26 protein-coding genes are annotated in these 21,048 nt (G+C 70.2%); 11 read left to right on the top strand and 15 right to left on the bottom strand.

Annotated elements, in window-relative coordinates:
• Positions 1–26: 26 nt before the first annotated feature.
• From PGH47_RS27000 to ilvA, 3 genes are all read right to left on the bottom strand, one after another.
• Entirely contained in the window at positions 27–824 is a 798-nt protein-coding gene (locus PGH47_RS27000) for an ABC transporter permease (RefSeq protein WP_107903638.1), read from the bottom strand.
• Between the two features lie 61 nt (positions 825–885).
• Positions 886–1,905 (bottom strand): ATP-binding cassette domain-containing protein, encoded by a 1,020-nt coding sequence (locus PGH47_RS26995; RefSeq protein WP_271665557.1) that lies wholly within the window; start codon positions 1,903–1,905, stop codon positions 886–888.
• A gap of 195 nt (positions 1,906–2,100) precedes the next feature.
• A complete protein-coding gene (gene ilvA, locus PGH47_RS26990) occupies positions 2,101–3,330 on the bottom strand; it encodes a threonine ammonia-lyase (protein ID WP_107903643.1) in 1,230 nt (409 codons plus the stop codon).
• 163 nt (positions 3,331–3,493) lie between these two features.
• Between ilvA and PGH47_RS26985 the strand changes: the two genes are divergently transcribed.
• The 3 genes from PGH47_RS26985 (at position 3,494) to PGH47_RS26975 (ending at position 4,989) form a co-directional block, all read left to right on the top strand.
• Positions 3,494–4,000, top strand: a complete 507-nt coding sequence (locus PGH47_RS26985; RefSeq protein ID WP_126897875.1) for a MarR family winged helix-turn-helix transcriptional regulator — start codon at positions 3,494–3,496, stop codon at positions 3,998–4,000.
• 231 nt (positions 4,001–4,231) lie between these two features.
• A complete protein-coding gene (locus tag PGH47_RS26980) occupies positions 4,232–4,744 on the top strand; it encodes a sigma factor-like helix-turn-helix DNA-binding protein (protein ID WP_271665556.1) in 513 nt (170 codons plus the stop codon).
• Positions 4,741–4,989: a hypothetical protein gene (locus PGH47_RS26975; protein ID WP_271665555.1), complete on the top strand. Its 249-nt coding sequence runs from the start codon at positions 4,741–4,743 to the stop codon at positions 4,987–4,989. Before PGH47_RS26980 ends, PGH47_RS26975 begins: the two co-directional genes overlap by 4 nt.
• Positions 4,990–5,009: 20 nt before the next feature.
• Here the strand turns inward: PGH47_RS26975 and PGH47_RS26970 are convergent, their stop codons facing one another.
• Entirely contained in the window at positions 5,010–6,164 is a 1,155-nt protein-coding gene (locus PGH47_RS26970; RefSeq protein ID WP_093866061.1) for a cystathionine gamma-synthase, read from the bottom strand.
• A 405-nt stretch (positions 6,165–6,569) separates the two neighbouring features.
• On the opposite strand from PGH47_RS26970, the gene PGH47_RS26965 reads away from it, so the two are divergent.
• Positions 6,570–7,688, top strand: a complete 1,119-nt coding sequence (locus PGH47_RS26965) for a hypothetical protein (protein ID WP_271665554.1) — start codon at positions 6,570–6,572, stop codon at positions 7,686–7,688.
• A 187-nt stretch (positions 7,689–7,875) separates the two neighbouring features.
• Complete coding sequence (gene msrA, locus PGH47_RS26960) at positions 7,876–8,589, top strand: peptide-methionine (S)-S-oxide reductase MsrA (protein WP_271665553.1); 714 nt, start codon at positions 7,876–7,878, stop codon at positions 8,587–8,589.
• Positions 8,590–8,716: 127 nt separating this feature from the next.
• Here the strand turns inward: msrA (PGH47_RS26960) and PGH47_RS26955 are convergent, their stop codons facing one another.
• Entirely contained in the window at positions 8,717–9,490 is a 774-nt protein-coding gene (locus PGH47_RS26955) for a hypothetical protein (protein ID WP_271665552.1), read from the bottom strand.
• Positions 9,491–9,800: 310 nt separating this feature from the next.
• Here PGH47_RS26955 and PGH47_RS26950 point away from each other — a divergent pair, with 310 nt between their 5' ends.
• Positions 9,801–10,394: a DUF4291 domain-containing protein gene (locus tag PGH47_RS26950; RefSeq protein ID WP_271665551.1), complete on the top strand. Its 594-nt coding sequence runs from the start codon at positions 9,801–9,803 to the stop codon at positions 10,392–10,394.
• A gap of 339 nt (positions 10,395–10,733) precedes the next feature.
• Complete coding sequence (locus tag PGH47_RS26945) at positions 10,734–11,600, top strand: GNAT family N-acetyltransferase (RefSeq protein WP_271665550.1); 867 nt, start codon at positions 10,734–10,736, stop codon at positions 11,598–11,600.
• Positions 11,601–12,033: 433 nt separating this feature from the next.
• Here PGH47_RS26945 and PGH47_RS26940 read toward each other — a convergent pair whose 3' ends face one another.
• On the bottom strand, positions 12,034–12,753 hold the full coding sequence (locus tag PGH47_RS26940; protein ID WP_271665549.1) for a hypothetical protein: 720 nt from the start codon (positions 12,751–12,753) through the stop codon (positions 12,034–12,036).
• A gap of 130 nt (positions 12,754–12,883) precedes the next feature.
• Here PGH47_RS26940 and PGH47_RS26935 point away from each other — a divergent pair, with 130 nt between their 5' ends.
• Positions 12,884–13,552: a HEAT repeat domain-containing protein gene (locus PGH47_RS26935; RefSeq protein WP_271665548.1), complete on the top strand. Its 669-nt coding sequence runs from the start codon at positions 12,884–12,886 to the stop codon at positions 13,550–13,552.
• Positions 13,553–13,631: 79 nt separating this feature from the next.
• Positions 13,632–14,720, top strand: a complete 1,089-nt coding sequence (locus PGH47_RS26930) for a MerR family transcriptional regulator (protein ID WP_271665547.1) — start codon at positions 13,632–13,634, stop codon at positions 14,718–14,720.
• An 83-nt stretch (positions 14,721–14,803) separates the two neighbouring features.
• Here the strand turns inward: PGH47_RS26930 and msrA (PGH47_RS26925) are convergent, their stop codons facing one another.
• The 6 genes from msrA (PGH47_RS26925) to PGH47_RS26900 all read right to left on the bottom strand — a co-directional run bounded on the left by msrA (PGH47_RS26925) (position 14,804) and on the right by PGH47_RS26900 (position 17,898).
• Entirely contained in the window at positions 14,804–15,316 is a 513-nt protein-coding gene (gene msrA / locus PGH47_RS26925; protein ID WP_030948957.1) for a peptide-methionine (S)-S-oxide reductase MsrA, read from the bottom strand.
• Positions 15,317–15,566: 250 nt separating this feature from the next.
• A complete protein-coding gene (locus PGH47_RS26920; RefSeq protein ID WP_271665546.1) occupies positions 15,567–15,827 on the bottom strand; it encodes a hypothetical protein in 261 nt (86 codons plus the stop codon).
• 20 nt (positions 15,828–15,847) lie between these two features.
• Positions 15,848–16,621, bottom strand: a complete 774-nt coding sequence (locus PGH47_RS26915) for a DinB family protein (protein ID WP_271665545.1) — start codon at positions 16,619–16,621, stop codon at positions 15,848–15,850.
• Between the two features lie 163 nt (positions 16,622–16,784).
• A complete protein-coding gene (locus PGH47_RS26910) occupies positions 16,785–17,165 on the bottom strand; it encodes an amphi-Trp domain-containing protein (RefSeq protein WP_271665544.1) in 381 nt (126 codons plus the stop codon).
• Between the two features lie 78 nt (positions 17,166–17,243).
• Positions 17,244–17,522, bottom strand: a complete 279-nt coding sequence (locus tag PGH47_RS26905; protein WP_269639910.1) for a hypothetical protein — start codon at positions 17,520–17,522, stop codon at positions 17,244–17,246.
• Between the two features lie 151 nt (positions 17,523–17,673).
• Entirely contained in the window at positions 17,674–17,898 is a 225-nt protein-coding gene (locus tag PGH47_RS26900) for a hypothetical protein (RefSeq protein WP_271665543.1), read from the bottom strand.
• 235 nt (positions 17,899–18,133) lie between these two features.
• Here PGH47_RS26900 and PGH47_RS26895 point away from each other — a divergent pair, with 235 nt between their 5' ends.
• Positions 18,134–18,655: an ATP-binding protein gene (locus PGH47_RS26895; RefSeq protein WP_271665542.1), complete on the top strand. Its 522-nt coding sequence runs from the start codon at positions 18,134–18,136 to the stop codon at positions 18,653–18,655.
• Between the two features lie 89 nt (positions 18,656–18,744).
• Positions 18,745–19,188 carry a hypothetical protein gene (locus PGH47_RS26890; RefSeq protein WP_271665541.1) on the top strand — a complete coding sequence of 148 codons (444 nt, stop codon included), beginning with the start codon at positions 18,745–18,747 and terminating at the stop codon, positions 19,186–19,188.
• A 70-nt stretch (positions 19,189–19,258) separates the two neighbouring features.
• Here the strand turns inward: PGH47_RS26890 and PGH47_RS26885 are convergent, their stop codons facing one another.
• Genes PGH47_RS26885 through PGH47_RS26875 form a run of 3 tightly spaced genes read right to left on the bottom strand, consistent with a single transcriptional unit; the run spans position 19,259 to position 21,005 of the window.
• Positions 19,259–20,101: a hypothetical protein gene (locus PGH47_RS26885; RefSeq protein ID WP_271665540.1), complete on the bottom strand. Its 843-nt coding sequence runs from the start codon at positions 20,099–20,101 to the stop codon at positions 19,259–19,261.
• A complete protein-coding gene (locus tag PGH47_RS26880; RefSeq protein WP_271665539.1) occupies positions 20,047–20,664 on the bottom strand; it encodes a MerR family transcriptional regulator in 618 nt (205 codons plus the stop codon). Before PGH47_RS26880 ends, PGH47_RS26885 begins: the two co-directional genes overlap by 55 nt.
• The gene (locus PGH47_RS26875) at positions 20,661–21,005 is read right to left on the bottom strand and encodes a hypothetical protein (protein WP_271665538.1); all 345 of its coding nucleotides are present in this window, start codon (positions 21,003–21,005) and stop codon (positions 20,661–20,663) included. Before PGH47_RS26875 ends, PGH47_RS26880 begins: the two co-directional genes overlap by 4 nt.
• Positions 21,006–21,048: the final 43 nt, after the last annotated feature.

Raw genomic sequence — 21,048 nt, 5'->3', positions numbered from 1 at the left:
TTCTCGTTGTGCCGGACGATGGACGGTCAACCGTCCGCCCGGCGGTATTTGCGCACCGCGAGCGTGCGGAAGATGACGACGATCAGGATCGAGTAGATCACCGACGCCCAGATCGGATGCTGCATCGGCCAGGCATCGGATTGGGAGAGCCCGGGGTCACCGAACAACTGACGGCACGCCTGCACGGTCGCGCTGAACGGATTCCACTCGGCGATGTGCCGCAGCCAGGGAGTCATCTGGCTGGAGTCCACGAACGCGTTCGAGATGAACGTCACCGGGAAGAGCCAGATCAGCCCTCCCGACGTCGCCGCCTCCGGCGTGCGAACGGACAGGCCGATCAGGGCGCCGATCCAGGTGAAGGCGTATCCCAGCAGAAGCAGCAGGCCGAAGCCGGCCATGACCTTCCCGAAGTTCGTCGGTTCCGCGTATCCGGGGCGCCAGCCGACGAGCAGAGCCACGATCGCGAGAACCAGCAAGGTCAGAGCCGTCTGCACAAGATCCGCGACGGTGCGGCCGGTCAGCACCGCGCCCCGCGCCATCGGCAACGAGCGGAACCGGTCGATGAGCCCCTTGTGCATGTCATCGGCGATACCGGCCCCCGCCCCGGCGGTGGCGAACGTGACGGTCTGCGCGAAGATCCCGGCCATCAGGAAGTTCTTGTAGACGTCCGGGTCGGTACTGCCGCCGATCGACATCGAACCGCCGAAGACGTACGTGAACAGGATCACGAACATCACCGGCTGGATCAGCCCGAAAAGGATCATCTCGGGAATCCGGGTCATGCGAATCAGATTCCGTCTGGCGATGACCAGGGAGTCGTTCATGGTGCTCACTTGACCAGCCCCTTCCGGGCCCCGAGTCCGCTCGCGGCGGCGGTGACGGCACTCACTTCGCGGCCTCCTTCTTGTCCTGCTTGGCCTTGTCCTGCGTGGCCTTGTCCTGCTTGCCGTTCTCCTCGTTCTTGACCTCGGCGACGTGGCCTGTGAGGGACAGGAACACGTCGTCGAGGGTGGGGCGGCGCAGCCCGATGTCGTCGATCTCGATGCCGCGGGTGTCGAGCTCGCGGATGACCTCGGCGAGCAGCTTGGCGCCACCGGTCACGGGGACGGTGAGCTTGCGCATGTGGTCCTCGACCGTGGTGTCGCCCTTGCCGAAGCCGCGCAGCACCTCCGAGGCGGTCTGTATGTCGTCGCGCTCGTGCACCACGACCTCGACGCGCTCGCCGCCGGTGCGGGCCTTGAGCTGGTCGGAGGTGCCCGTGGCGATGACATGGCCGTGGTCGACGACGGCGATGTCGTGCGCGAGGTGGTCGGCCTCTTCGAGGTACTGGGTGGTCAGCAGCAGCGTCGTACCTCCGGAGACCAGTCGCTTGATGACCTCCCACAGCAGCTGGCGGTTGCGGGGGTCGAGGCCGGTGGTGGGCTCGTCCATGAACATCACTGGAGGTGAGACCACCAGGGCCGCCGCGAGGTCGAGTCGGCGGCGCATGCCTCCGGAGTAGGTCTTCGTGGGCCGGTCGGCGGCGTCGGCGAGGTCGAACTGCTCCAGCAGCTCGTCCGCGCGGGCCTTCGCCGCCTTGGCCTTCATCTGGTAGAGCTGGCCGACCATCTGGAGGTTCTCGCGGCCGGTGAGGTATTCGTCGACCGCGGCGAACTGGCCGGACAGGCCGATGGAGCGGCGGACGGCGTCGGGATTCTTCAGGACGTCGATGCCCGCGACGATCGCGGAGCCGCTGTCCGGCCGCAGCAGTGTCGTCAGACAGCGGACGGCCGTCGTCTTGCCCGCGCCGTTCGGCCCGAGCAGACCCAGGACGGTGCCCTCGGGGACATCGAAGTCCACGCCGTCCAGAGCCTTTACGTCGCCGAAGGTCTTCACCAGACCTTCGGCATAGATGGCGCCTGGCATATGAGTCTCCACGTCATCGGGGAAGCTTCGGAAAGGCTAGGTTTGCACTTTTCATTCGTCTCAGCGGTGGATTATCGAGACACACCATAACGCGATGTATCGCGTCTCTCAATGGACTTACCCCAATGAGTGACCAAGAGCCTGCGACCTGGACTTCCGTCCTCCGCCTCGCCCTTCGGCGCGACCGCTCGCGCCTCAGTCGATGACGGTGTAGCCCGCCTCGCGCAGGGCCTGGCCGACCTCGACGCAGTGCACGGGCCCCTTCGTCTCCAGGTGCAGCTCGACCTCCGCCTCCGTGAGCCCGAGCCGCGGGTCGGTCCGTACGTGACTCACATCGAGGACGTTAGCGTCCACCACTGACAACACCCCGAGAAGTGTCGCGAGCGCACCCGGCCGGTCTGTCAGCCGCAGACGTACGGCCAGGTAGCGGCCCTGCGCGGCCATGCCGTGCCGCAGGACGCGCTCCAGCAGCACCGGGTCGACGTTCCCGCCGGACAGCACCGCGACGACCGGGCCCTCGAAGGCGCCGGGGTCGCTCAGCAGCGCCGCGACCGGGCTCGCCCCGGCCGGCTCGACCACCAGCTTGGCCCGCTCCAGGCACAGCAGCAGGGCGGTGGCCAGCTCGTCCTCGGAGACCGTGCGGACCTCGTCCACCAGATCGCCGATGATCCGGAACGGCACGTCACCGGGCCGGCCGACCTTGATGCCGTCGGCCATCGTCGCCGGGTTGTCGACGGCGACCGGGTGCCCGGCCGCGAGCGAGGGCGGGTACGCCGCGGCGCCCGCCGCCTGCACGCCCACGATCCGCACGTCGGGCCGCAGCGACTTCACGGCCATCGCGATGCCCGCCGCGAGCCCACCCCCGCCGATGCCGACGACGATCGTGCGAGCCTCCGGGCACTGTTCGAGGATCTCCAGGCCGACCGTGCCCTGACCTGCGATGACGTCGGGATGGTCGAAGGGGTGGATGAACACCGCGCCGGTCTCGGCCGCGTACTCCTGCGCCGCCGCCAGCGTCTCGTCGACCACCTGCCCGTGCAGGCGCACCTCGGCGCCGTAGTCCTGTGTCGCGCTGATCTTCGGCAGCGGCGCGCCCTTCGGCATGAACACGGTCGAACGCACGCCGAGCAGCGACGACGCCAGGGCGACACCCTGCGCGTGGTTGCCGGCGCTCGCCGCCACGACCCCCGCCGCGCGCTCCTCCGGCAGCAGCCCGGCGATCCGGACATATGCGCCGCGCAGCTTGAACGATCCGGTCCGCTGAAGGTTCTCGCACTTCAGGTGCACCGGCGCACCCACCAGCTGGGACAGGTGCCTGCTGCCTTCCATCGCCGTCACCCGTGCCACGCCCGAGAGCATCTTCTGGGCGCCCCGTACGTCGTCGAGCGTGACGGGAGGCAAGGAGTCAGCCGTGCGGTAGCTCATGACACAAGTCTCGCAGTTCACAGGCGCGGAGCCCGGGTGTGACCAAGCACCGAGATGGGTTTGCGCAGCGCCGGTACACCCCGCCTCCGGGCCGCGTACCCTGTCCCCCAACCCAGCACCCCCTTCATGAAGTGAGCCCCCGGCCATGCCCACAACACCTGAAATGTCGATGGACATGACGACCGTCGCTGACAGCGGTCTCCTCGACACGCTGCAGCACGAGGTGGCGGTGTTCGCCCGCCGTGCCGAACAGACCCGGCTCGGTGGTGTCGGGCAGGTGCGCAACTCCATGGACCGCGCCGCATACCTGCTGCTCAACCGCCTGGACAAGGAAGGCCCCATGGGGGTCAAGGCGCTCGCGGCAAGCATGGGGATCGACTCGTCGACCGTCACCCGGCAGGTGGCACCGCTCGTCGACACGGGGCTCGTCAAGCGGACCTCGCACCCCGAGGACGGACGTGCGGTGGTGCTCCAGCTGTCTCCGCGCGGGCAGTCGCGACTGGAGGAAGTGCGCTCGTCGCGACGCCAGTTGATGGCCGAACTGACGCAGGACTGGGCGCCCGAGGAGCGCGAGGCGTTCTGCACGCTCCTCACCCGCTTCAACGTCGCGCTCTCCACCCGGATGGCGGCCCAGGGAATCGCGGGCACGGAGCCGAACGCGGCGACCTGACCCGAGGCAACCGGCACGGAGCCGAACGACCGACCGGCACGCATCGGGACCGGGCGAAGAGGACCGGCGCTGTCCGTCCGGCACGCACGCGTGCACGGATGATCCGCTCCCGGCTCTTGACCCCGGGCCGTCGCTGGCCTCATATGAAACCGGGTCCTCCTCGTGCGCGACCGGCGTGTCGCGCGCGGGGCCGGGGCCGGTTCCTCAGAGCGCGGTCAGGCGGGAGGGGCGGTGGGACGACGCAAGGCGGTCCAGGACGCCCGCCGGGACCGGGAATTCGAGGCCTTCGTCGCGGGTGCGGCCGGGCGGCTGCTGCATGCCGCCACGCTGCTCACCGCGGAGCCGAGGGACGACAACCCGCGCGCGCGGCGCCTGCTGACGCTGTCCCTCGCGCACACGTACGCGTGCTGGGACCGACTGCGCGGCGAGGACCCGTACGACCGCACCCGCCAGTACCTGGCCACCCGCTTCTCGCGCGCCGCCTGGCACCAGTACGGCAGCCTGGGCGCCCTCGGCCGCTCCCGCACGCACGCCGCCGGCCCGCTGGCGAGCCTCACCCCGCAGGAACGCCTGGTCCTGGTCCTGCGGCTGTACGAGGGTGTGGCCGAGGAGCAGACGGCAGCGCTGCTGGGCCTGCCCAGGGAGCGCGTCCACACGATCTGCGACCGGGCGACGGCGACCCTGCTGCATCCACCGCGCGGGCCCGCCCCGGCCGTACTGGGCGCGAAGGCGGTGTCACCGTGAACCGCACCCAACGGGAAGCGGCCGCCCGACAGATCATGGAGCGCACGCCGCCACCGGTGCCGCCCGAGCTGTACACGGAGGTCGTCCGACGCGGCGGCCACCTGCTGCGCCGCAGGAGGATCACGCTACGGCTGACGTACCTGCTGCTGTTCGCGGCGACGGTGGCGTTCGTGGTGTGGGCACTGATGGCCCAGCCCTGGGTGGAGCCGCCGTCGGAGACGACTCCACCCCTGACGGGCTGGTGAGAGCCCCTTCAGCAGGACCTCTAGCCAAGGGCCTGCTGGAGGTCCTCCAGCAGATCATCGACGTTCTCGATGCCCACGGAGATGCGGACCAGGTCGGCGGGCACCTCCAGGGCCGAGCCGGTCACCGAGGCGTGGGTCATGCGGCCCGGGTGCTCGATGAGGGACTCGACGCCGCCCAGGGACTCGCCGAGCGTGAACACCTTGGCGCGGTTGCAGACCTCGACAGCGGCCTCCTCCCCACCCGTGACCTGGAAGGACACCATGCCGCCGAACGCCTTCATCTGCTTGGCGGCGACCTCGTGACCGGGGTGCTCGGGCAGGCCCGGGTACAGGACACGCGTCACGCGCGCGTGCCGGGTCAGCATGTCGGCGATCTTCGTGGCGTTCTCGCTGTGCCGGTCCATGCGCACCGACAGCGTCTTGGTGCCGCGCAGCACCAGCCAGGAGTCGAAGGGCCCGGCGACCGCGCCCATGGCGTTCTGGTGGAAGGCCAGTTCGTCGCCCAGATCCGAGTCACCGACGATCAGCGCACCGCCGACGACGTCCGAGTGACCGCCCATGTACTTGGTCAGCGAGTGCACCACCACGTCCGCGCCGAGGGACAGCGGCTGCTGGAGGTACGGCGTGGCGAAGGTGTTGTCGACGACCAGCTTCGCGCCCGCGTCCCGCGCGATCTGCGCGACGGCGGCGATGTCCGTGATGCCGAGCAGCGGGTTGGAGGGGGTCTCCACCCAGACGACCTTGGTCTTCGGGGTGATGGCGGCCCGCACGGCGGCCGGGTCGCTGGTGTCGGCGACCGACCACTCCACCCCCCACCGGGCGACCACCTTCGCGAACAGCCGGAACGTGCCGCCGTACGCGTCATTGGGGATCACCACGTGATCGCCCGGGCTGAGCAGCGTACGCAACAAGCAGTCCTCGGCCGCCAGTCCGGACGCGAACGCAAGCCCGCGACGACCGCCCTCCAGGGCGGCGAGGTTCTCCTCCAGGGCGGTCCTGGTCGGATTGGCGCTACGGCTGTACTCGTAGCCCCCACGCAGGCCGCCGACGCCGTCCTGCTTATAGGTCGAAACCTGATAGATCGGCGGGACGACCGCGCCGGTGAGGGGATCGGCGGTGTTGCCCGCGTGGATCGCGAGGGTCTCGAAGTGCTGACTGATGTGCCTGTCGCTCATGAGCAACGAGCGTAGTCCGCGAACGCTCCTGATGCCGGACGGCGTCAGTAACGGCCGATGGCGCACCCCCAAGCGCCCGCACCCGCCCACGGCGGCACGGGGACGGGCCGGGGGTGTCCGCCCGCAGCGGCGGGCGTCAACGCGGGGCGCCCTGCCGATACACAGCAACCGCCCGACCGAGGACGGACACCCCCCGGCACGGCCCCGACCCACCCACGGGACCGCAGGCGCCACGCGAACCCCCACAGCCCGGCAACGGGCCGTCGCAGGCATACAGGCCCGCACCCACCGAGGCCGCACAGGACGACGAACGCCCACACTCGCCCCCCCCCCCGCAGAACCCTTTCTCCACAGGCACCCCGACCTCGTTGGCCATTTGTCGGCGGCGTCTGGAACGCTGGAGGCATGGAGATTCTCTGGGTCCTGGTCGCGCTACTCATGATCGGCTTCGTGCTGGTGCCGTTCATGCGCCGCAGGCGAGGCATGATCGAGCAGGTCCCGCCGGGCCACCCCGACGCCGCGGACCCGGCGAACTACGGCTTCGTACGGCAGGAGGAGCTGGACATCCGCATGCCCGGCCCCGACCAGGACCTGCTGGACGTCCTCGACCTGGTGCAGCGCACCCAGGACTACCGAGCCGCCGCACAGCTCCTGGCCGGCACGGAGGCGGAGGGCGAGAAGCGCTGGCAGCGCATCCAGGCATTCGCCGGCGCCGCCGCGCTGGAGCTGCAGCAGCGCCCGGGCGGCGTCAGCGAGGCACCCGGCGGCCAGTGGCTGCGGGTGTGGCGCACCGAGCAGCCCAAGGACGCGGGCGGCGCGGCCGTACACGCGGAGTTCCTGGTGCAGCAGGCGTGGCGCACGGCGACCCCGGGCACGGACGAGTTCCGGATCATCATGGAGGAGGCGAGATCGGCGTGCGGCGAGGCGGCCCTGCTGGCCCCCGGTGACCCGATCCCCTACATCATCGAGCTGTCGGTGGCCCGCGGACTGGCCTACCCCCGCCCGGAGTTCGAGCAGCTCTGGCTGAAGATCCTGGACCGCGCCCCGTCCCACATGGGTGCCCACCTGGCGGCTCTGCACTACTGGTGCGAGAAGTGGCACGGCTCCCGCCAACTGGCCTACGAGTTCGCGGAAGCGGCGGCGGCCCGCGCTCCCCAGGGCTCCCTCCTCGCCGCGATGCCGCTCTTCGCGGTCTTCGAGCACCTGCCCGAGGTGAACCTGGTCAGCGGCTTCTACCAGAGCGAGGTCGTGACGAAGGCGATGCACGGCGCCCTGTTCGCGGTGCACGCGGCCCGCTCGGACGACCCGATGCTGGCGCACGTACGCCACCTGCTGGTCTTCTTCCTGGTCCGCGGCGAACGCTGGGCGGAGGCCATGGACCAGTTGCTCCACGTGGACGGCCATGTCGGCGCCCTCCCGTGGACGCTGTCCGCCGACCCGGCCGCGGAGTTCGCGGTCTACCGGGCACTGGCGGTGGCGGGCTACGAGGCGAACGGCGGAAGCCCGGCGACGCTGCCGCACTGAACGGGGCACGGGGCGGAATCCGATCCCTCAGCCGTACGTTGAAGGGATGCCGCTGCACGAGGACGTTGAAGGGATGCCGCGCACGGGGACGTTCAAGGGCTGCCGCTGCACGGGGACCGCGACGCACCGCACCCACCTCGGTCCCCCACCCACAAGACACGCGAGGTCCGCACCGGAAGGAACCGCCATGTTCTTCGGCCGTACGCCGGTCCTGCCCACCCCCGAGCAGGCGCTCCAGGGCCGCCCGGAACCGATCTTCACGGTCCCCGATCGCCACACGGTCCTCGGCAACCCGCTCCTCGGCCCCTACCCCGAGGGCCTGGAGACAGCCGACTTCGCGCTGGGCTGCTTCTGGGGTGCGGAGCGCAAGTTCTGGCAGCTCCCGGCAGGTGTGTGGACGACGCTGGTCGGCTACCAGGGCGGCTACACCGAGAACCCCACCTACGAGGAGGTCTGCTCGGGCCTCACCGGCCACACGGAGGTCGTCCGCGTGGTCCACGACCCGACCGTCATCTCCTACGACCGCCTCCTGAAGACCTTCTGGGAGTCCCACAACCCCACGCAGGGCTTCCGCCAGGGCAACGACGTGGGCACCCAGTACCGCTCGGCGATCCACCCGAACACCCCGGCCCAGACCAAGACGGCCGAGTCCTCCCGCGACGCCTACCAACAGGTCCTGACAGCCTCGGGCTACGGCAAGATCACCACAGAAATCCTCCCGTCAGAGGGCCGCCCGTTCTACCCGGCGGAGGCATACCACCAGCAGTACCTCGACAAGAACCCGGCGGGTTACTGCGGCTTGGGCGGCACGGGAGTCAAGCTGAGTACCGCGTTCGAGACGAACTGGGGGTCGTCCTGCCCGACGGGCATCGCTTCTGTGCCGGAGGTCAGGGGCAAGTAGCCCGGGTGTTCGACGAGGTCCGGTGTGGCGCCGACAAGCGCACCGTGGGCCGACGATCACCTCCGCTGGGCGGATGCCACCTTGGATTCCCCGGGCCGTTCGCCGTTCGGTGGCCACTCGCTGGTCGTCACGGACTTCCCGCCCCCGGCGTGGTGGGGTCCCCGGCGGTCTCGGTGCGAGTGCGCTCATATTCCGCCGGGTCGAGAATCTCCCATACCGCCTGGCCGACGGCCAGAACGCCGCGGGCCGGCAGGGGCACGTCACCGATGCGCGGGCTCTCCCTCAGCCGGGTCGGGCGCCCGAGGTCGATGCCATCGAATGTGCCATGCGAGTCGTCGACGAAATACATGCGCTGCGGCATGAGCGTTCCGGTGTGACCGCTCGGCATCGTGCCGGACAGCTGTAGGTCCCCCATTCCCAGCGCACGGGCCAGACGCTCGCGAGCCCGCACCAGGGGTCGAGGGCGCCAGGAGGCGAGCGGCAGGGCCGCACTGATGCCGTTGAGGAGACCGAGCAGTCGGGTCGCGGAGGCGGTGAGGGTCCAGTCCAGGGAGGGCGAATCCATCGTCACCCGCAAGGTGGCGGGGCCCGCCCACGTGAGCCCGATCCGGGCATGGCCTGTGCGGTCGCAGGCGGCGCCGTAGTACCTGGGGCACGCGGTGTCCAGGCGTGGCCCGTCGACGTGAATCGACCAGCTGCCGTTCGGGTCGCGATGCCACAGCGTGCGGTAGGGACCGAAGCAGTTCTCCGGAAAGACGCGCAGGGCGAGCACGTGACCGGAATCGAAGGGAAGTCCGAAGACGCCCCAGCCCTTGACGTACTCGTGATGGGGCCATGGCGCCCGGCCCCGTACAGGCGGAACATCGGACAGCGCGGAGGAAAGATCGAGCATCTCCATCACCCCGGCGAGGTTGGCCTGTGCCGCAGGTCAAGGGTACGGGGGTCACGCGGGGTACCGCAGGCTGGATGGGAAGGGGACCAAGCCAAGCACCCCGTTCGAGACGAACCGGGGGTCGTCCTGCCCGACGGGCATCGCTTCTGTGCCGGAGGTCGCGGACAAGTAGCCGGTGTGGGCCCGGGTTTTCGAAGAGGCCGGCCGTGGCACCGCCAACCGCACCGCGCGCCCGCGAGCCCTCTCCACGCCCTCTCCACAAGGCACGGCGGTCGAAAATCAGTGTCCGCCTGATCCGGCAGGCGCCACGCTGTACGCCATGGAAGAACCGCAACGCGTGATCCGTGCGGCCTATGCCGAGTCCACGATCACCGTCTACCAGGCGTACTCCCCGGAGATAGGCCTGCCGGCGGCCCGCGAGGGCCGTTTCCCCTCCGTGTGGAAGCGGGACAGGATGACGTGGATCAAGCCCTCGTTCCTGTGGATGATGTACCGCTGCGGCTGGGGCGCGAAGCCCGGGCAGGAGACCGTCCTCGCTGTCGAGATCGCTCGTGACGGCTTCGAGTGGGCGCTGCGCCACGCGTGCCTGTCGAGCTACGCCCGCGGGGTGCACCCCGACCGAGCCACTTGGCAGCGTGAGTTGAAGCGTGCGCCTGCTCGTGTGCAGTGGGACCCCGAGCGGGACCTGCACCTTCAGCCGCTGCCTTACCGATCCCTGCAACTCGGCCTCTCCGGTGAGGCCGTACGACGCTACGCGGACGAATGGACGGTCGCCATCCGCGATGTGACCCCACTCGCCCACGAGATCAACGCCCTCGTCAAGGGCGGAGACCTGGACTCCGCCACCCGACTGCTGCCCCAGGAACACGCATATCCCGCCGAAGGCGAGCTTCTTGCCCACCTACGCGGATGACTGTCTCATCCACCCGGCCGCCGGCTCCGGAGTACGGGTCGTGTTCGTGTGAGACCGCATTAACACCCATGTTTCCCACACGATGCGCGATCTGATCGACGCACCACGTGGCTGACGTTGTTCACCCTGCCCGCCTACGCGTCCGGGGTGAACGCGGTCGAGTGTTGCCCATGGGCACACGTGGAACACAGCTCAAGCGCCTCCAGTACCGCCCCGACGTCCTCGACCGCTCCCTCGCCGGGACCGGACTCGCCATCGACCTCCCGCCACCATCACTTTGAAGCACCTGGTCAGTTAATCGGTTGCCCGCCACCGAGACGGGGGTGTCGTATCCCGGCTATGACAATTGTGCTGAGGACGCCGTCGGCCGACGGAGTGCGCGAGGCCATTGCGGCGCTGCGGGAGTGGCAGCACGACGAAGCGCCGATGCAGCTGCATCCCGGGGACATCGGCTGGAACTACCGGTTCGGAACGGCCGAGGCGGCCGCGGCGGTCCGGACCTGGAGCCGGAACGGACGGATCCTCGCCGTCGGGATGCTGGATTCGCCGACGCTCGTGCGGATGACGGTCGCTTCCGACGCTTTCCAGGACGAGGACTTGGCGCGGCGACTCGTCCAGGACTTCTCGCTGCCCGAGCGCGGCGTGCTGCCGGAAGGAACGGTGTCCATCGAGGCGCCGCAGGGCCTGCTGCTCCATGACCTGTTGACCAAGGAGGGCTGGGGCGTCGACGAGCCATGGACGCCGCTCTTCCGCGACCTCGTCGAAGTGGTGGAGGACCCCGGCGTGAGGCTCAAGGAGATCGGCCTTGAGCAGGCACAGGACTTCGCCGACGTTCTGCGGTCCGCGTTCAACCCCACGAGGCCGACGCACGAGTACCGGCACAAGATGTCCGCGGCACCGTTCTACGCCGACGCCCGCTGCCTGGGTGCTTACGACGACCAGGGCAACCCCGCAGCGGTGGTGACGGTCTGGTCGGCCGGCCCGGGGAAGCCGGGACTGGTCGAGCCCATGGGCGTCCACACGGACCAGCGCGGCCGCGGCTTTGGCCGGGCGATCACCGTCGCTGGGGCGGCCGCACTGCGAGAGATGGGCTCGTCAAGCGTGCGCGTGTGCACGCCAAGCTCCAACGTCGGCGGCGTCGCCACGTACAAGGCGGCCGGGTTCGCGGCGAGGCCGGAGGTCGCCGACCGGATCCGGCAGGTTTGACGTCGAATCCGCGGACCGTCTCACCGTTCCGCACACCTCGTACGGCGGCCATGCGCGCCAGAGCCTCGTGCGACAGCCGCACGAGGCTCTGATCTCGGCTCGATCGGACATCCACTGCTCCAACTCCGAGGGAGCCCGGCAGACAAGGGCGGTTCCATCCGTCATCCGCATAGCTCATACCAAGCGCCCGCGCCGGAGGCGGCAGACCAATCAGGCTCCAGTGGCTTGCGGGGCCTCAGCCAGAAGACGAACCGACGGCTGCAGGCTCGGCGGCACGGGCGGGACTTGTCCGATCGGTGTCGCGCAAGCCGAAGGATGATCTTTCCGAGTGGGTCGTCGAGGTCGGGCGCCACGGGCGGCGGCGATCATGCGTACCGCCCTGGCGCATGCCTCCCACCGGGCTCCGTCTCGGGCCGTGCAGGGTTTCGGGTGTTCAGGTCTGTCCGGGTGTGGTCGGGTCGTCGAGGTCGTCGAGGTCGTCGAGGTCGTCCTGGTCCGGGCTGACGTGCACGGCGATGTAGCGGAACTCGCCGCCTGATCCCTCCAGTTCGGAGTACGGCTCCCAGTCGAGGCCGTATGTGCCTCGCAACGTGCAGGTGTTGCGCTTGTACGTGCCTCCGGCCCAGAGCAGCGTGCCGGTGAGCTCCCTTCCTTCGTGGATCCGGAACTCCCGGTCTCGCGTCCGGCCTCGCCCCGGGCCGGGGACGCTCCACAGGGCCGGGTCGTTGGTCAGCATGATGGCCAGACCGTTCTGGTCCGGCCGGTGGCAGAAGCGCTCCAGCCTGGCTATGTCCCGTACGAAGTGCAGGCGGGCGAGGTCCGTGGCCGCGTGTCCCTTGAGGGCGTAGTCCTCCGGCGGCGTGCCTGCGGTGCCCGTCCATCGCCGGGTGAAGTACTTGAACTCGATCGCGGTACGGGCCGTATCGCTGAAGCACAGCAGGTCCAGGTACTCGGTCCTGTCTTGGTGCCGCTGAGGTACTTCGAGCCTGGAGTGCACGTCCGGGTCCAGTTCCCACAGCAGCCTGGCGAAACTGTGCTGGAGGTCGGCCTCGGAGTGGAAAACCGGTCTGCGTCGGCCGAGTTCCTTGATGACGTCGTCGAGTGGGACGTGCCCGGCCACGGTCCTGTCGCCGGCCGTCGGTGTATTGGTCACGGTGCCATTGAAGTGGTTCCTGATCGCCGGCGAAGCCGGACGACAGGAGCGCCACGTCAGCCGTCGCCCGTAAGGCTTTGACCTTGACACGGTGACAAGGCGTTCACTGCCTGCTCAGGAGGTGGTTGCTGTGGCCACGAGGCAGGGTGCGGGCGCGGAAGACGCGCTGCGGGGGCTGGACGACGAGCGGTCGGCCGTGCGGTTGCGGGCGGCGTTGGTGGTGGGCTCGGCGCCGGAGGCGGGGTTTGTCGGGAAGCTCGTCGAGCGGTGCGCGGTCGAGTCGGATTTCTTCGTGCGCGACATGCTGACCTGGGCGCTCACCCGCCACCCGGTTTCCGTGACGCTCCCCGAACTGCTCCGCGAGGTCGGTTCGGAGCGGGCGCAAGCTCGTAGTCAGGCGCTGCACACGCTGTCCAAGATCGGGGACCGGCGGGGGTGGCCGGCGATCACGCAGGCGCTTCTGGCCGACGCCGATGACGAGGTGGCGCGGAGCGCGTGGCGGGCTGCGGTCGTACTGGTGCCGGAAGGAGAGGAGTCCGGGTTGGCCTCGGTACTGGCGACGCAGCTCGGGCGAGGTGAGCGGGAGACGCAGCTGAGTCTCAGTCGGGCGCTGGTCGCGCTCGGCGAGGTCGTGGAGCAGGCGCTGCGCGTTGCGGCAGCGGCCCCCGACCCGCGCGTGCGCACCCACGCGCTCGCCACGGAGCGGCTGCTGCGCGACCCTGATGCCGGTTTCGAGTTCGCGATCGAGGAGGCGAAGCGCGTCGTGGCTCTTGGCGGGTCCGGTCGGGAGGGGCAGTAGGGCGTGTTGATCGCGGGCCCGCACGGGAGAGGCAGTAGGACATGTTGATCGTGAGTCCGGCCCGGAGGGACAGTGGGACGTGTTGATCGGTGAGGTGGCGCGAAGGTCCGGGGTCAGTGCTCGCATGCTGCGGCACTACGAGTCGCTCGGGCTGTTGCGGCCGTCGGGGCGTACCGGCTCCGGCTATCGGGAGTACTCCGGTGAGGACATCCGGCGGATCTTCCACATCGAGAGCCTGAGGTCGCTGGGTCTGTCGCTGCGCGAGATCGGACGCGCGCTCGACGACCCCGGATTCACGCCCTCGGCACTCGTCGACGACCTCATCCGTCAGACGCGCGAACGCATCGCGGCCGAGACCGATCTGCTCACGCGACTCCGCCGTATCGACGCAACGGAACCGGCCGGCTGGGAGGACGTGCTCCAGGCCGTCGCCGTCCTTCAGGCCCTCGGCTCGAAGAGCCCCGCCGCACGTCAGCGCGCGGCCCTGTCCGCCGGTGACGAGGTGCCGGTGGAGGCCCTCGTCGAGGCGGTGCTCCGGGAGACGGAGCCGAATGTCGCCGGAGCCCTTCGGTGGGCGCTGGCTCGATCCGGCGCCGACGGCACGGCACTGCTGGCGAAGGGTCTCGACTCACCCGTGGCCGCGGTGCGTGAACGTGCCGTCCGGTCTCTCGCCGAGCTGGCCGGTGACGAACCCACCACCCACCTGCGGGACGCCCTCGCACACCCCGATGTCGTGGTGCGGGGCCATGCGGCCCTGGCCCTCGGCACTCGCGGCGTGGCCGATGCGATCCCGGTGCTCATCGACATGATCGTGGACGGCCGGAACGACACCGACGCCGCCGATGCCCTCAGCGTGCTGGCGAGCGATACGGCGACGGCGGACCGGATCGCCGACGGACTCGTCAACCGCCTCGGCACCGACACCAGTACCAGCACCGGCACCGGCACCGGCACCGGCACCGCCCAGCCTCTCCCTGAGGTCGGCGGCACGGCCGGCCACTCCACCCACGGCACCGCCGAAGCCCCCGCACGCGTACGGCTGACCCAGTCGCTCGCGGACATCCCGGGGGACACGGCCTCACGTGCCCTCATCGAGCTCTCCCGGGACACGGACCGCGCTGTCGCGGTCACCGCGACCTATCTGCTTCGCCTACGCGACGCACATTGACGTGGCAATACCGGCGCGCCGCGCATGCAGGCGCGGCCCGGCCGCGGAGTCTCCTCCGACCGGCCGGGCCGCCCGGCGTTCGCTCAGCCTTCCGCGCGGGCGGGCAGCTTCCAGCCCGGGCGCGGGAAGTGGCAGGTGTAGCCGTCCGGGTAACGCTGGAGGTAGTCCTGGTGCTCGGGCTCGGCCTCCCAGAAGGGGCCGACCGGCTCCACCTCGGTGACGACCTTGCCGGGCCACAGGCCGGAGGCGTCCACGTCCGCGATCGTGTCCTCGGCGATCCGCTTCTGCTCGTCGTCCACGTAGTAGATCGCCGAGCGGTAGCTCAGGCCGATGTCGTTGCCCTGGCGGTTCTTCGTGCTCGGGTCGTGGATCTGGAAGAAGAACTCCAGGAGCGCACGGTAGTCGGTCTTCGACGGGTCGTAGAGGATCTCGATGGCCTCCGCGTGCGTGCCGTGGTTACGGTACGTCGCGTTCGGCACGTCACCCCCGGTGTAACCCACCCGGGTCGCCGTCACGCCCGGAAGCCGGCGGATCAGCTCCTCCATCCCCCAGAAACATCCGCCCGCCAGCACGGCCCTCTGCGTCTGCGCAGCCATCACGGCCCTCCAATACCTGTCAGCTCGGTCACTCGGGCTACTCCGCACGCACACCACCGGCGTCCAAGCCCACCCTCCTCAACGCTCGAGGGTTCCAGCCGATTCCACGCCCGCACCGCCTTCCGTACGGCCACCGGTCTCCGCGCTCAGTGGCAGTCGAAGCGCCGGTCCCACGGAAGGCCGGGGCACCGGCGGCAATGGAAGAAGCAGACGCCGCCGCAGTCGCCGAGCCGGATGTCGCCGGTGATGGTCAGCAGGTGCCCATGCGGTGTCCGCCGGCGCAGTCCGGCCAGTCGGCAGGCTGTATCCGGGCGGGCCGGCCGCCGGCTTTCGTCGCGATGCCGTCGGAGTCGGACGGCCGCATGACGCCGCCGCCCGAGGGCGTCCGGAAGCGGGGTTCCCAGGTGTCCCGGACGTCCTCGGGCAGATCGTGCCGGCTCGGGTAGTCGTCCGCGGGGGCCGCGCAGTACGGCCACGGCTCGTCCGCGAGGCGTTGCGGGCATGTCAGCACCCGCCACCGGCAACGCCCGTTCAGTTGCGCCCTGCCGTGTCGCCGCCGTCGTACGGGTTGAGGACGAGGTAGCCGTCGACGCGGGTGAGTCGGTCCGCGGTGGGGTCGGGTGGGAGCGGGTGGCCGAGGGCGTCGGCGCGGACCTCGCTGATCCACTGGTCGTGCTGGTACTCGTGGTTGATCAGCGCGAGCAGCAGGTGGGAGCCGACGACGGTCAGTTGGTCGGGCGCGCCGACCCTTCCGGCGGCGATGTCGCCGATACGGGCGTGGACGCGTTCGGCGACGGTGTCGCGGAACGCGGTGAGCCGTTCGACCGTGGGCAGCGCGCCGCGGAACTTCTCCGGGTTCGCGGAGTCCATGAGCCCGTCCAGTTCCGGGTCGGGGCTGGGCTCGGCCGCGGTGAGGTTGCGGATCATGAAGTGGGCGACATGGGCCTGGTGGCCGAGGTGCCAGCCGATGGCGCTGGAGTCCTCGTGCGGACGCCAGGTCACCTCGTCAGGGGTGAGGTCTCTCCAGAGGTGGTCCGTGTAGGCGCGGGCTCGGTCGTACTCGCGCAGCAGCGCGTTGAGTTCGTACATGGGTCGTCCTGTCACGTCGGCGGCGAGGGGCGGGCGCGTGGGGGCGAGGTGCGTGGCCCGCGGCACCCGGTGAGTTCGGACGGTGCCGTGGACCCGTACCTCCGGCGCTGTCCTCAGCAGCGGGGACAGGCCGGTGACCACATCGTCGGTGAGGATGCTGCTCGCGAGGTATGCCTGCGCACCGCTCAGAGGTACGGGCCGGCGAGGAGCACCCACGGAACGCCCACGGCGTGCGGGGTCAGGCCCAGGGCCCACCACACCTGCTGTCGAGGCCGTCGGGAGAAGGAGAACGCCGGCGCCGCCGCACCCGCGACCAGCGCCGCGAATCGAATCCGTGGATCTCTGCCGCTGACACGCCGGGGAGCAGCCGGGCGTCTGCTCAGGCTGTCTTGGTGGCGGACCGCTTCGTGCTCCTGCTGCTGGTCCTGCCCGTACCCGTGCCGCTGCTACGGCGTGCGCCGGTGGACGCGCTCTTCCGCGGCGCGGCCTTCGCCGTCGCGGCCGCCTCCGTCCCCGCCGACGCCGCCCGCTTCGATGCGGTCGGCCACTTGAACTCGATCTCCAGCTCGATCTCCCCGCCGCCGATCTCGACCTCCACCTCGCTGCGAAGGTCGTCGGGGATCCGCAGGCTCAGAGTTCCGGCGCCGAGTTCCAGTTCGGCCTCCCCGCCTTCCCTCAGCGCGTCCGCGAGGGCCGTGAGCTGGTCAGCGGCCTCCTGGCGGGACAGCGAGCGCTTCTGCTCGTACTTGAGGTCTTTCATGGGTGCCCTCCGATGCGGCACGAAACTGTTGAGCCTCATTCCGGCGCGCTGTACGGACATGGGCGGACCGCGCCGCACTCAGCCCTGCTCCTCCCGGACAGCGAGCAGCACCTCCACACCCTCGTCCGTCGAGCTCCATGACGCGCCGCCCGCCACGCTCTCGCGCCCTTCCTCCAGCATCTGGGCGCGCACCCGGAGCGCCGCGTCCATGAGCCGCCGCCAGCGCCATTCGGCCTCGAAAGCACGCCTTGAACGCTCGACCGAGCCGACCAGCCACCGAGCAGCCTCGTCCACGTTCTCCACGGCCTGCGAGGCGGCGCCGACCCCTTCGAGTTCCCAAGTCATCCACAAGGCCACGGCTCCAATGTCTCGTTCCCTCGCATGGAGCGCACGCCGAAACGTCGACCGCGGCCCGGCGCCAGGGGCCCGGCGCCAGGGGCCCGGCGCCAGGGGCCCGGCGCCTGGGGCCGGGGTCCTTGATGGGTCAGTCACCCGCCCCCGGACCCGGTCAGCCATCCGCCTCCGGACCCCAGCGCTCGGGCCCGACGCCGCGCCAGTCGATCCAGGGCACACCCGCGACGTCCGCCGGATCGATCTCCAGCCCGGCGCGGCGGAGGAACTCCGCGACATCGCCCACGTTGTGGGCCAGCCCGAGGATCTCGCCGTCCACACGCACACGCCGACCGCCCGAGGGCGACGGCGGATGCACGGTCACGCGTATCGGTCCGGCCATGCCTTCAGGATCATCCGGGTCGTACGCCCCCGCATGCCAGCGCGTCATCGAGGGCGCCGACACGGCTCGGCGAGGTCGTCGGGGAACATTTGCATGGCTCAAATTCAAGCACGTGTTCGATTTTCAGGGCCAGCGCCCAACCCCGGCGCCCGCCGAAGCCTCCCGGATCTCCGCCCCACCCGATCTCCTGCCGCAGCCGCCCCTCGCCCCTCGGCTCGCCCTAGCATCGGGACCCATGATCGTATGGCTGAACGGCACCCACGGTGCGGGCAAGACCACGACCAGCGCGCTCGTGCAGCAACTGATCCCGGATTCACGGGTGTTCGACGCCGAGAAGGTCGGCGAGACACTCATAGACATCACCCCCGGGCTGCCCGAGACGGACAACTTCCAGCACTGGCCGCCATGGCGGCCCCTCGTCGTCGAGACCGCCCGACGCGTCCTCGACTACGCCGGCGGCACCCTGGTGATGCCCATGACGGTCCTGGTCGAGAAGTACTGGCGCGAGATCAGCGCGGGCCTCGCCCAACACGCGATCCCGGTACGCCACTTCGTCCTGCACGCCGATCAGGACACCCTCCGCGGGCGCATCGAGGGGGACACGGTCATGGGCCCCTCCGCGTTCCGTCTCGCCTACCTCGAGCCCTACGCCGAGGCCGCCCGCACCTGGCTCCACAAGGAGGCCGAGGTCATCGACACCACCCACCTGACCCCACCCCAGGCCGCCCAGCAGGTCGCCGCGTCCTTGGGCAGCTGAGGTCTCCCCGCTCACGACCTGGTTGTCAGCGGCGGCTGCTAGCTTCCGGCGTCCCGGGGGAACGTGGACGCGGAAGGGGATGAGGGCCGGTGGGGGCTTCGGGGTGGGACTACTACGTGCCGTACCAGGAGGATCTCGACGCCGCGCTTCAGCAGTTGCGGCGTGAGGTGTTCGAGGCAGGGGACTACTACTGGGTCAACGGTGGCGACTGGCGGCCGGAGGAGGAGCGGGAGCCCCGGCCGGGGTCGTTGGAGGAGCTGTGGGCGGACGAGTTGGTTCAGGAGGCGGGCACGCACTCGATCCTGGACATCTTCCGTGTCGTAGGGCCTGACGACATACCGGACTACAACACCGTCGAGCCCGTCACGGCCGAGGAGGCACGGGAGCTGCTCGGTACGGACAAGCTGACGCGTGCGCACGTCAAGGACTTCGACGTCTTTCCGCGGTCACGGTGGATCGGACGGTGCGCGGTGCTGCACGACGACGAGGGCGATCCCCGGGAGATTCACTTCTGGGGGCACTCGGGCGACTGAAGGGCGGGGGACGGCGGCCTCCAGAAGCCTCGTCGATGCGCCACGTCAGGGGCGTTCGAGGTGCTGCGCGTCAGGGGCGTTCGAGGTGCTGTAGGACGCCGCCCGCGGAGAAGCACGCGGCGCCCAGGAAGGTGGTCCAGTTGGCGATGTCCGCGTTGATCAGGCTGCCGGTCGTGGGGCGGGTGAAGGCCGCGATCGCCGAGACCATGAAGAGGACCGAGCCCAGTTGGTTCACGGCGACGATCCACCAGCCGAGGCTGCGGCGGCGGAAGCAGAACCGGCCGTGGCAGATCTCGACGAACGCCAGATGCCCGGAGATCAGGAAGAGCACGCAGCCGATCACGTCGGGGGTCCAGATCAGCCGGTTGATCTGCTGGACGCTCAGCCCTTGGAGGAAGGAGTCCAGCAGGTTGACGCCGAACACCAGGGTGCCGGCGAAGAGGACGACCGCGCTGAGCCAGTCCACCCGCGTCGGCTCGTAACTCCACCAGCGCCAGGGCCGGGTGACGAGCCGGCCTTCGCCGCCGGGCACATGGCGCGGGGCGTTGACGACCTGGAGCAGTGAGACGTAGCCGCCGGTGTTGAAGGACAGTCCGCCGGCGAAGTAGATCGAGGCGCAGGTGGTGGCGTCGCCGGAGCCGATCTGGGCGACGGCGGCACCTGCCGCGAACAGGGCACCGCCGATGATGAAGGCCGTCGCGGCCGTGGCGTTGAGCCGACGCAGGCGGCCGAGCCCGGCCTCGTCGGCCCTGGTGTGCCGGCTGGTGGGTGCACCGGCAGGACGTACGGCGATGACTCCCCGCCGGCGGGCGAGCCGCGACTCCCACACGGCCGTGCCGCCGCCCGGAACATGCCAGGTCAGCCGAGTGGTGAACGGTCCCGCGCCCTCGGCGCGTTGCTCAGGTTGTCCCACGGGCCGAGACTAGATCGCCCACAACGCGGTCCCGCGAGCGAAACGCCGTCGGCGGTAGCGGTGGCGACCAGGGGCGGCGCCTTGTCCGGTGAGGTGGCGGCGACAGGACCGGCATGGCGGTTCTCCTCGGCGAGGTCGGTGAAGGGGATGGGGCAGCGGGCGCTCGTGGCGCACTCCGTCAGGTCGTCGCACCCGGCTGCCACGGCGGTGACCAGTGCGGTGCGGATCGTCGTGAGGTCCGCGATCCTTGCGTCGACCTCGGCGAGCTTCGCCGCCGCACGCTCCTGGAGACCGGGGACGGGACGGCCGTGCCGGTGGCGGCCCGCCTCCAGCAGTTCGGCCACCTCCTCCAGCGTGAAGCCCAGGCGCTGAGCGGCCTTGATGATCCGCAGCGTGGTCACGGCCTCACCCCCGTACAGGCGGTGACCACCCGGGCTGCGATCCGGTTCGGGCAGCAGGCCGCGACGCTCGTAGTAGCGCAGGTTCTGGATGTTCACCCCGGCCTCATGGGCCACCTGACCACTGCGCAGGGCCCCGCCACTCGCCACGACCACGTCGTTCATCGGGCTCTTCCCGGCGCCGCCGCTCGATCCGCCCGTGCGGCGAGGGCGCTCAGCACCGCCTCGTGCTCCTCACTCACCGCGATGTCCAGTACGACCCTCTCCGGGGTGCCGGTCACCGTGCAGTCGAAGAAAGAGCAGCAGTCGTTCTCGCGAGCCGCCAAGTCACGGGCTCGCTCCTCGCTGCCCGCGCCCGACGGGAGTTCGAGGCGGACCCGCAGCGCGTCCGGCCGGTACGGCGCCGCCGTCCGCGTGGCGAACAGGGCGTCCCACTCGGCCAGCCGCAACGGCTGCTCCTTGGTCGGCAAGGTGCACGCCGGGGGTACCCACTCCGGTCCGGTCATCGAAGCCACTCCCGTCATCACGCGTCATCCCGCCTCGTCACGC

Source organism: Streptomyces sp. HUAS 31 (assembly GCF_028198125.1).
Taxonomy (GTDB): domain Bacteria; phylum Actinomycetota; class Actinomycetes; order Streptomycetales; family Streptomycetaceae; genus Streptomyces; species Streptomyces chartreusis.
The sequence above is the reverse complement of the archived record's forward strand: the minus strand, read 5'-3'. Positions and strand labels throughout refer to the sequence as shown.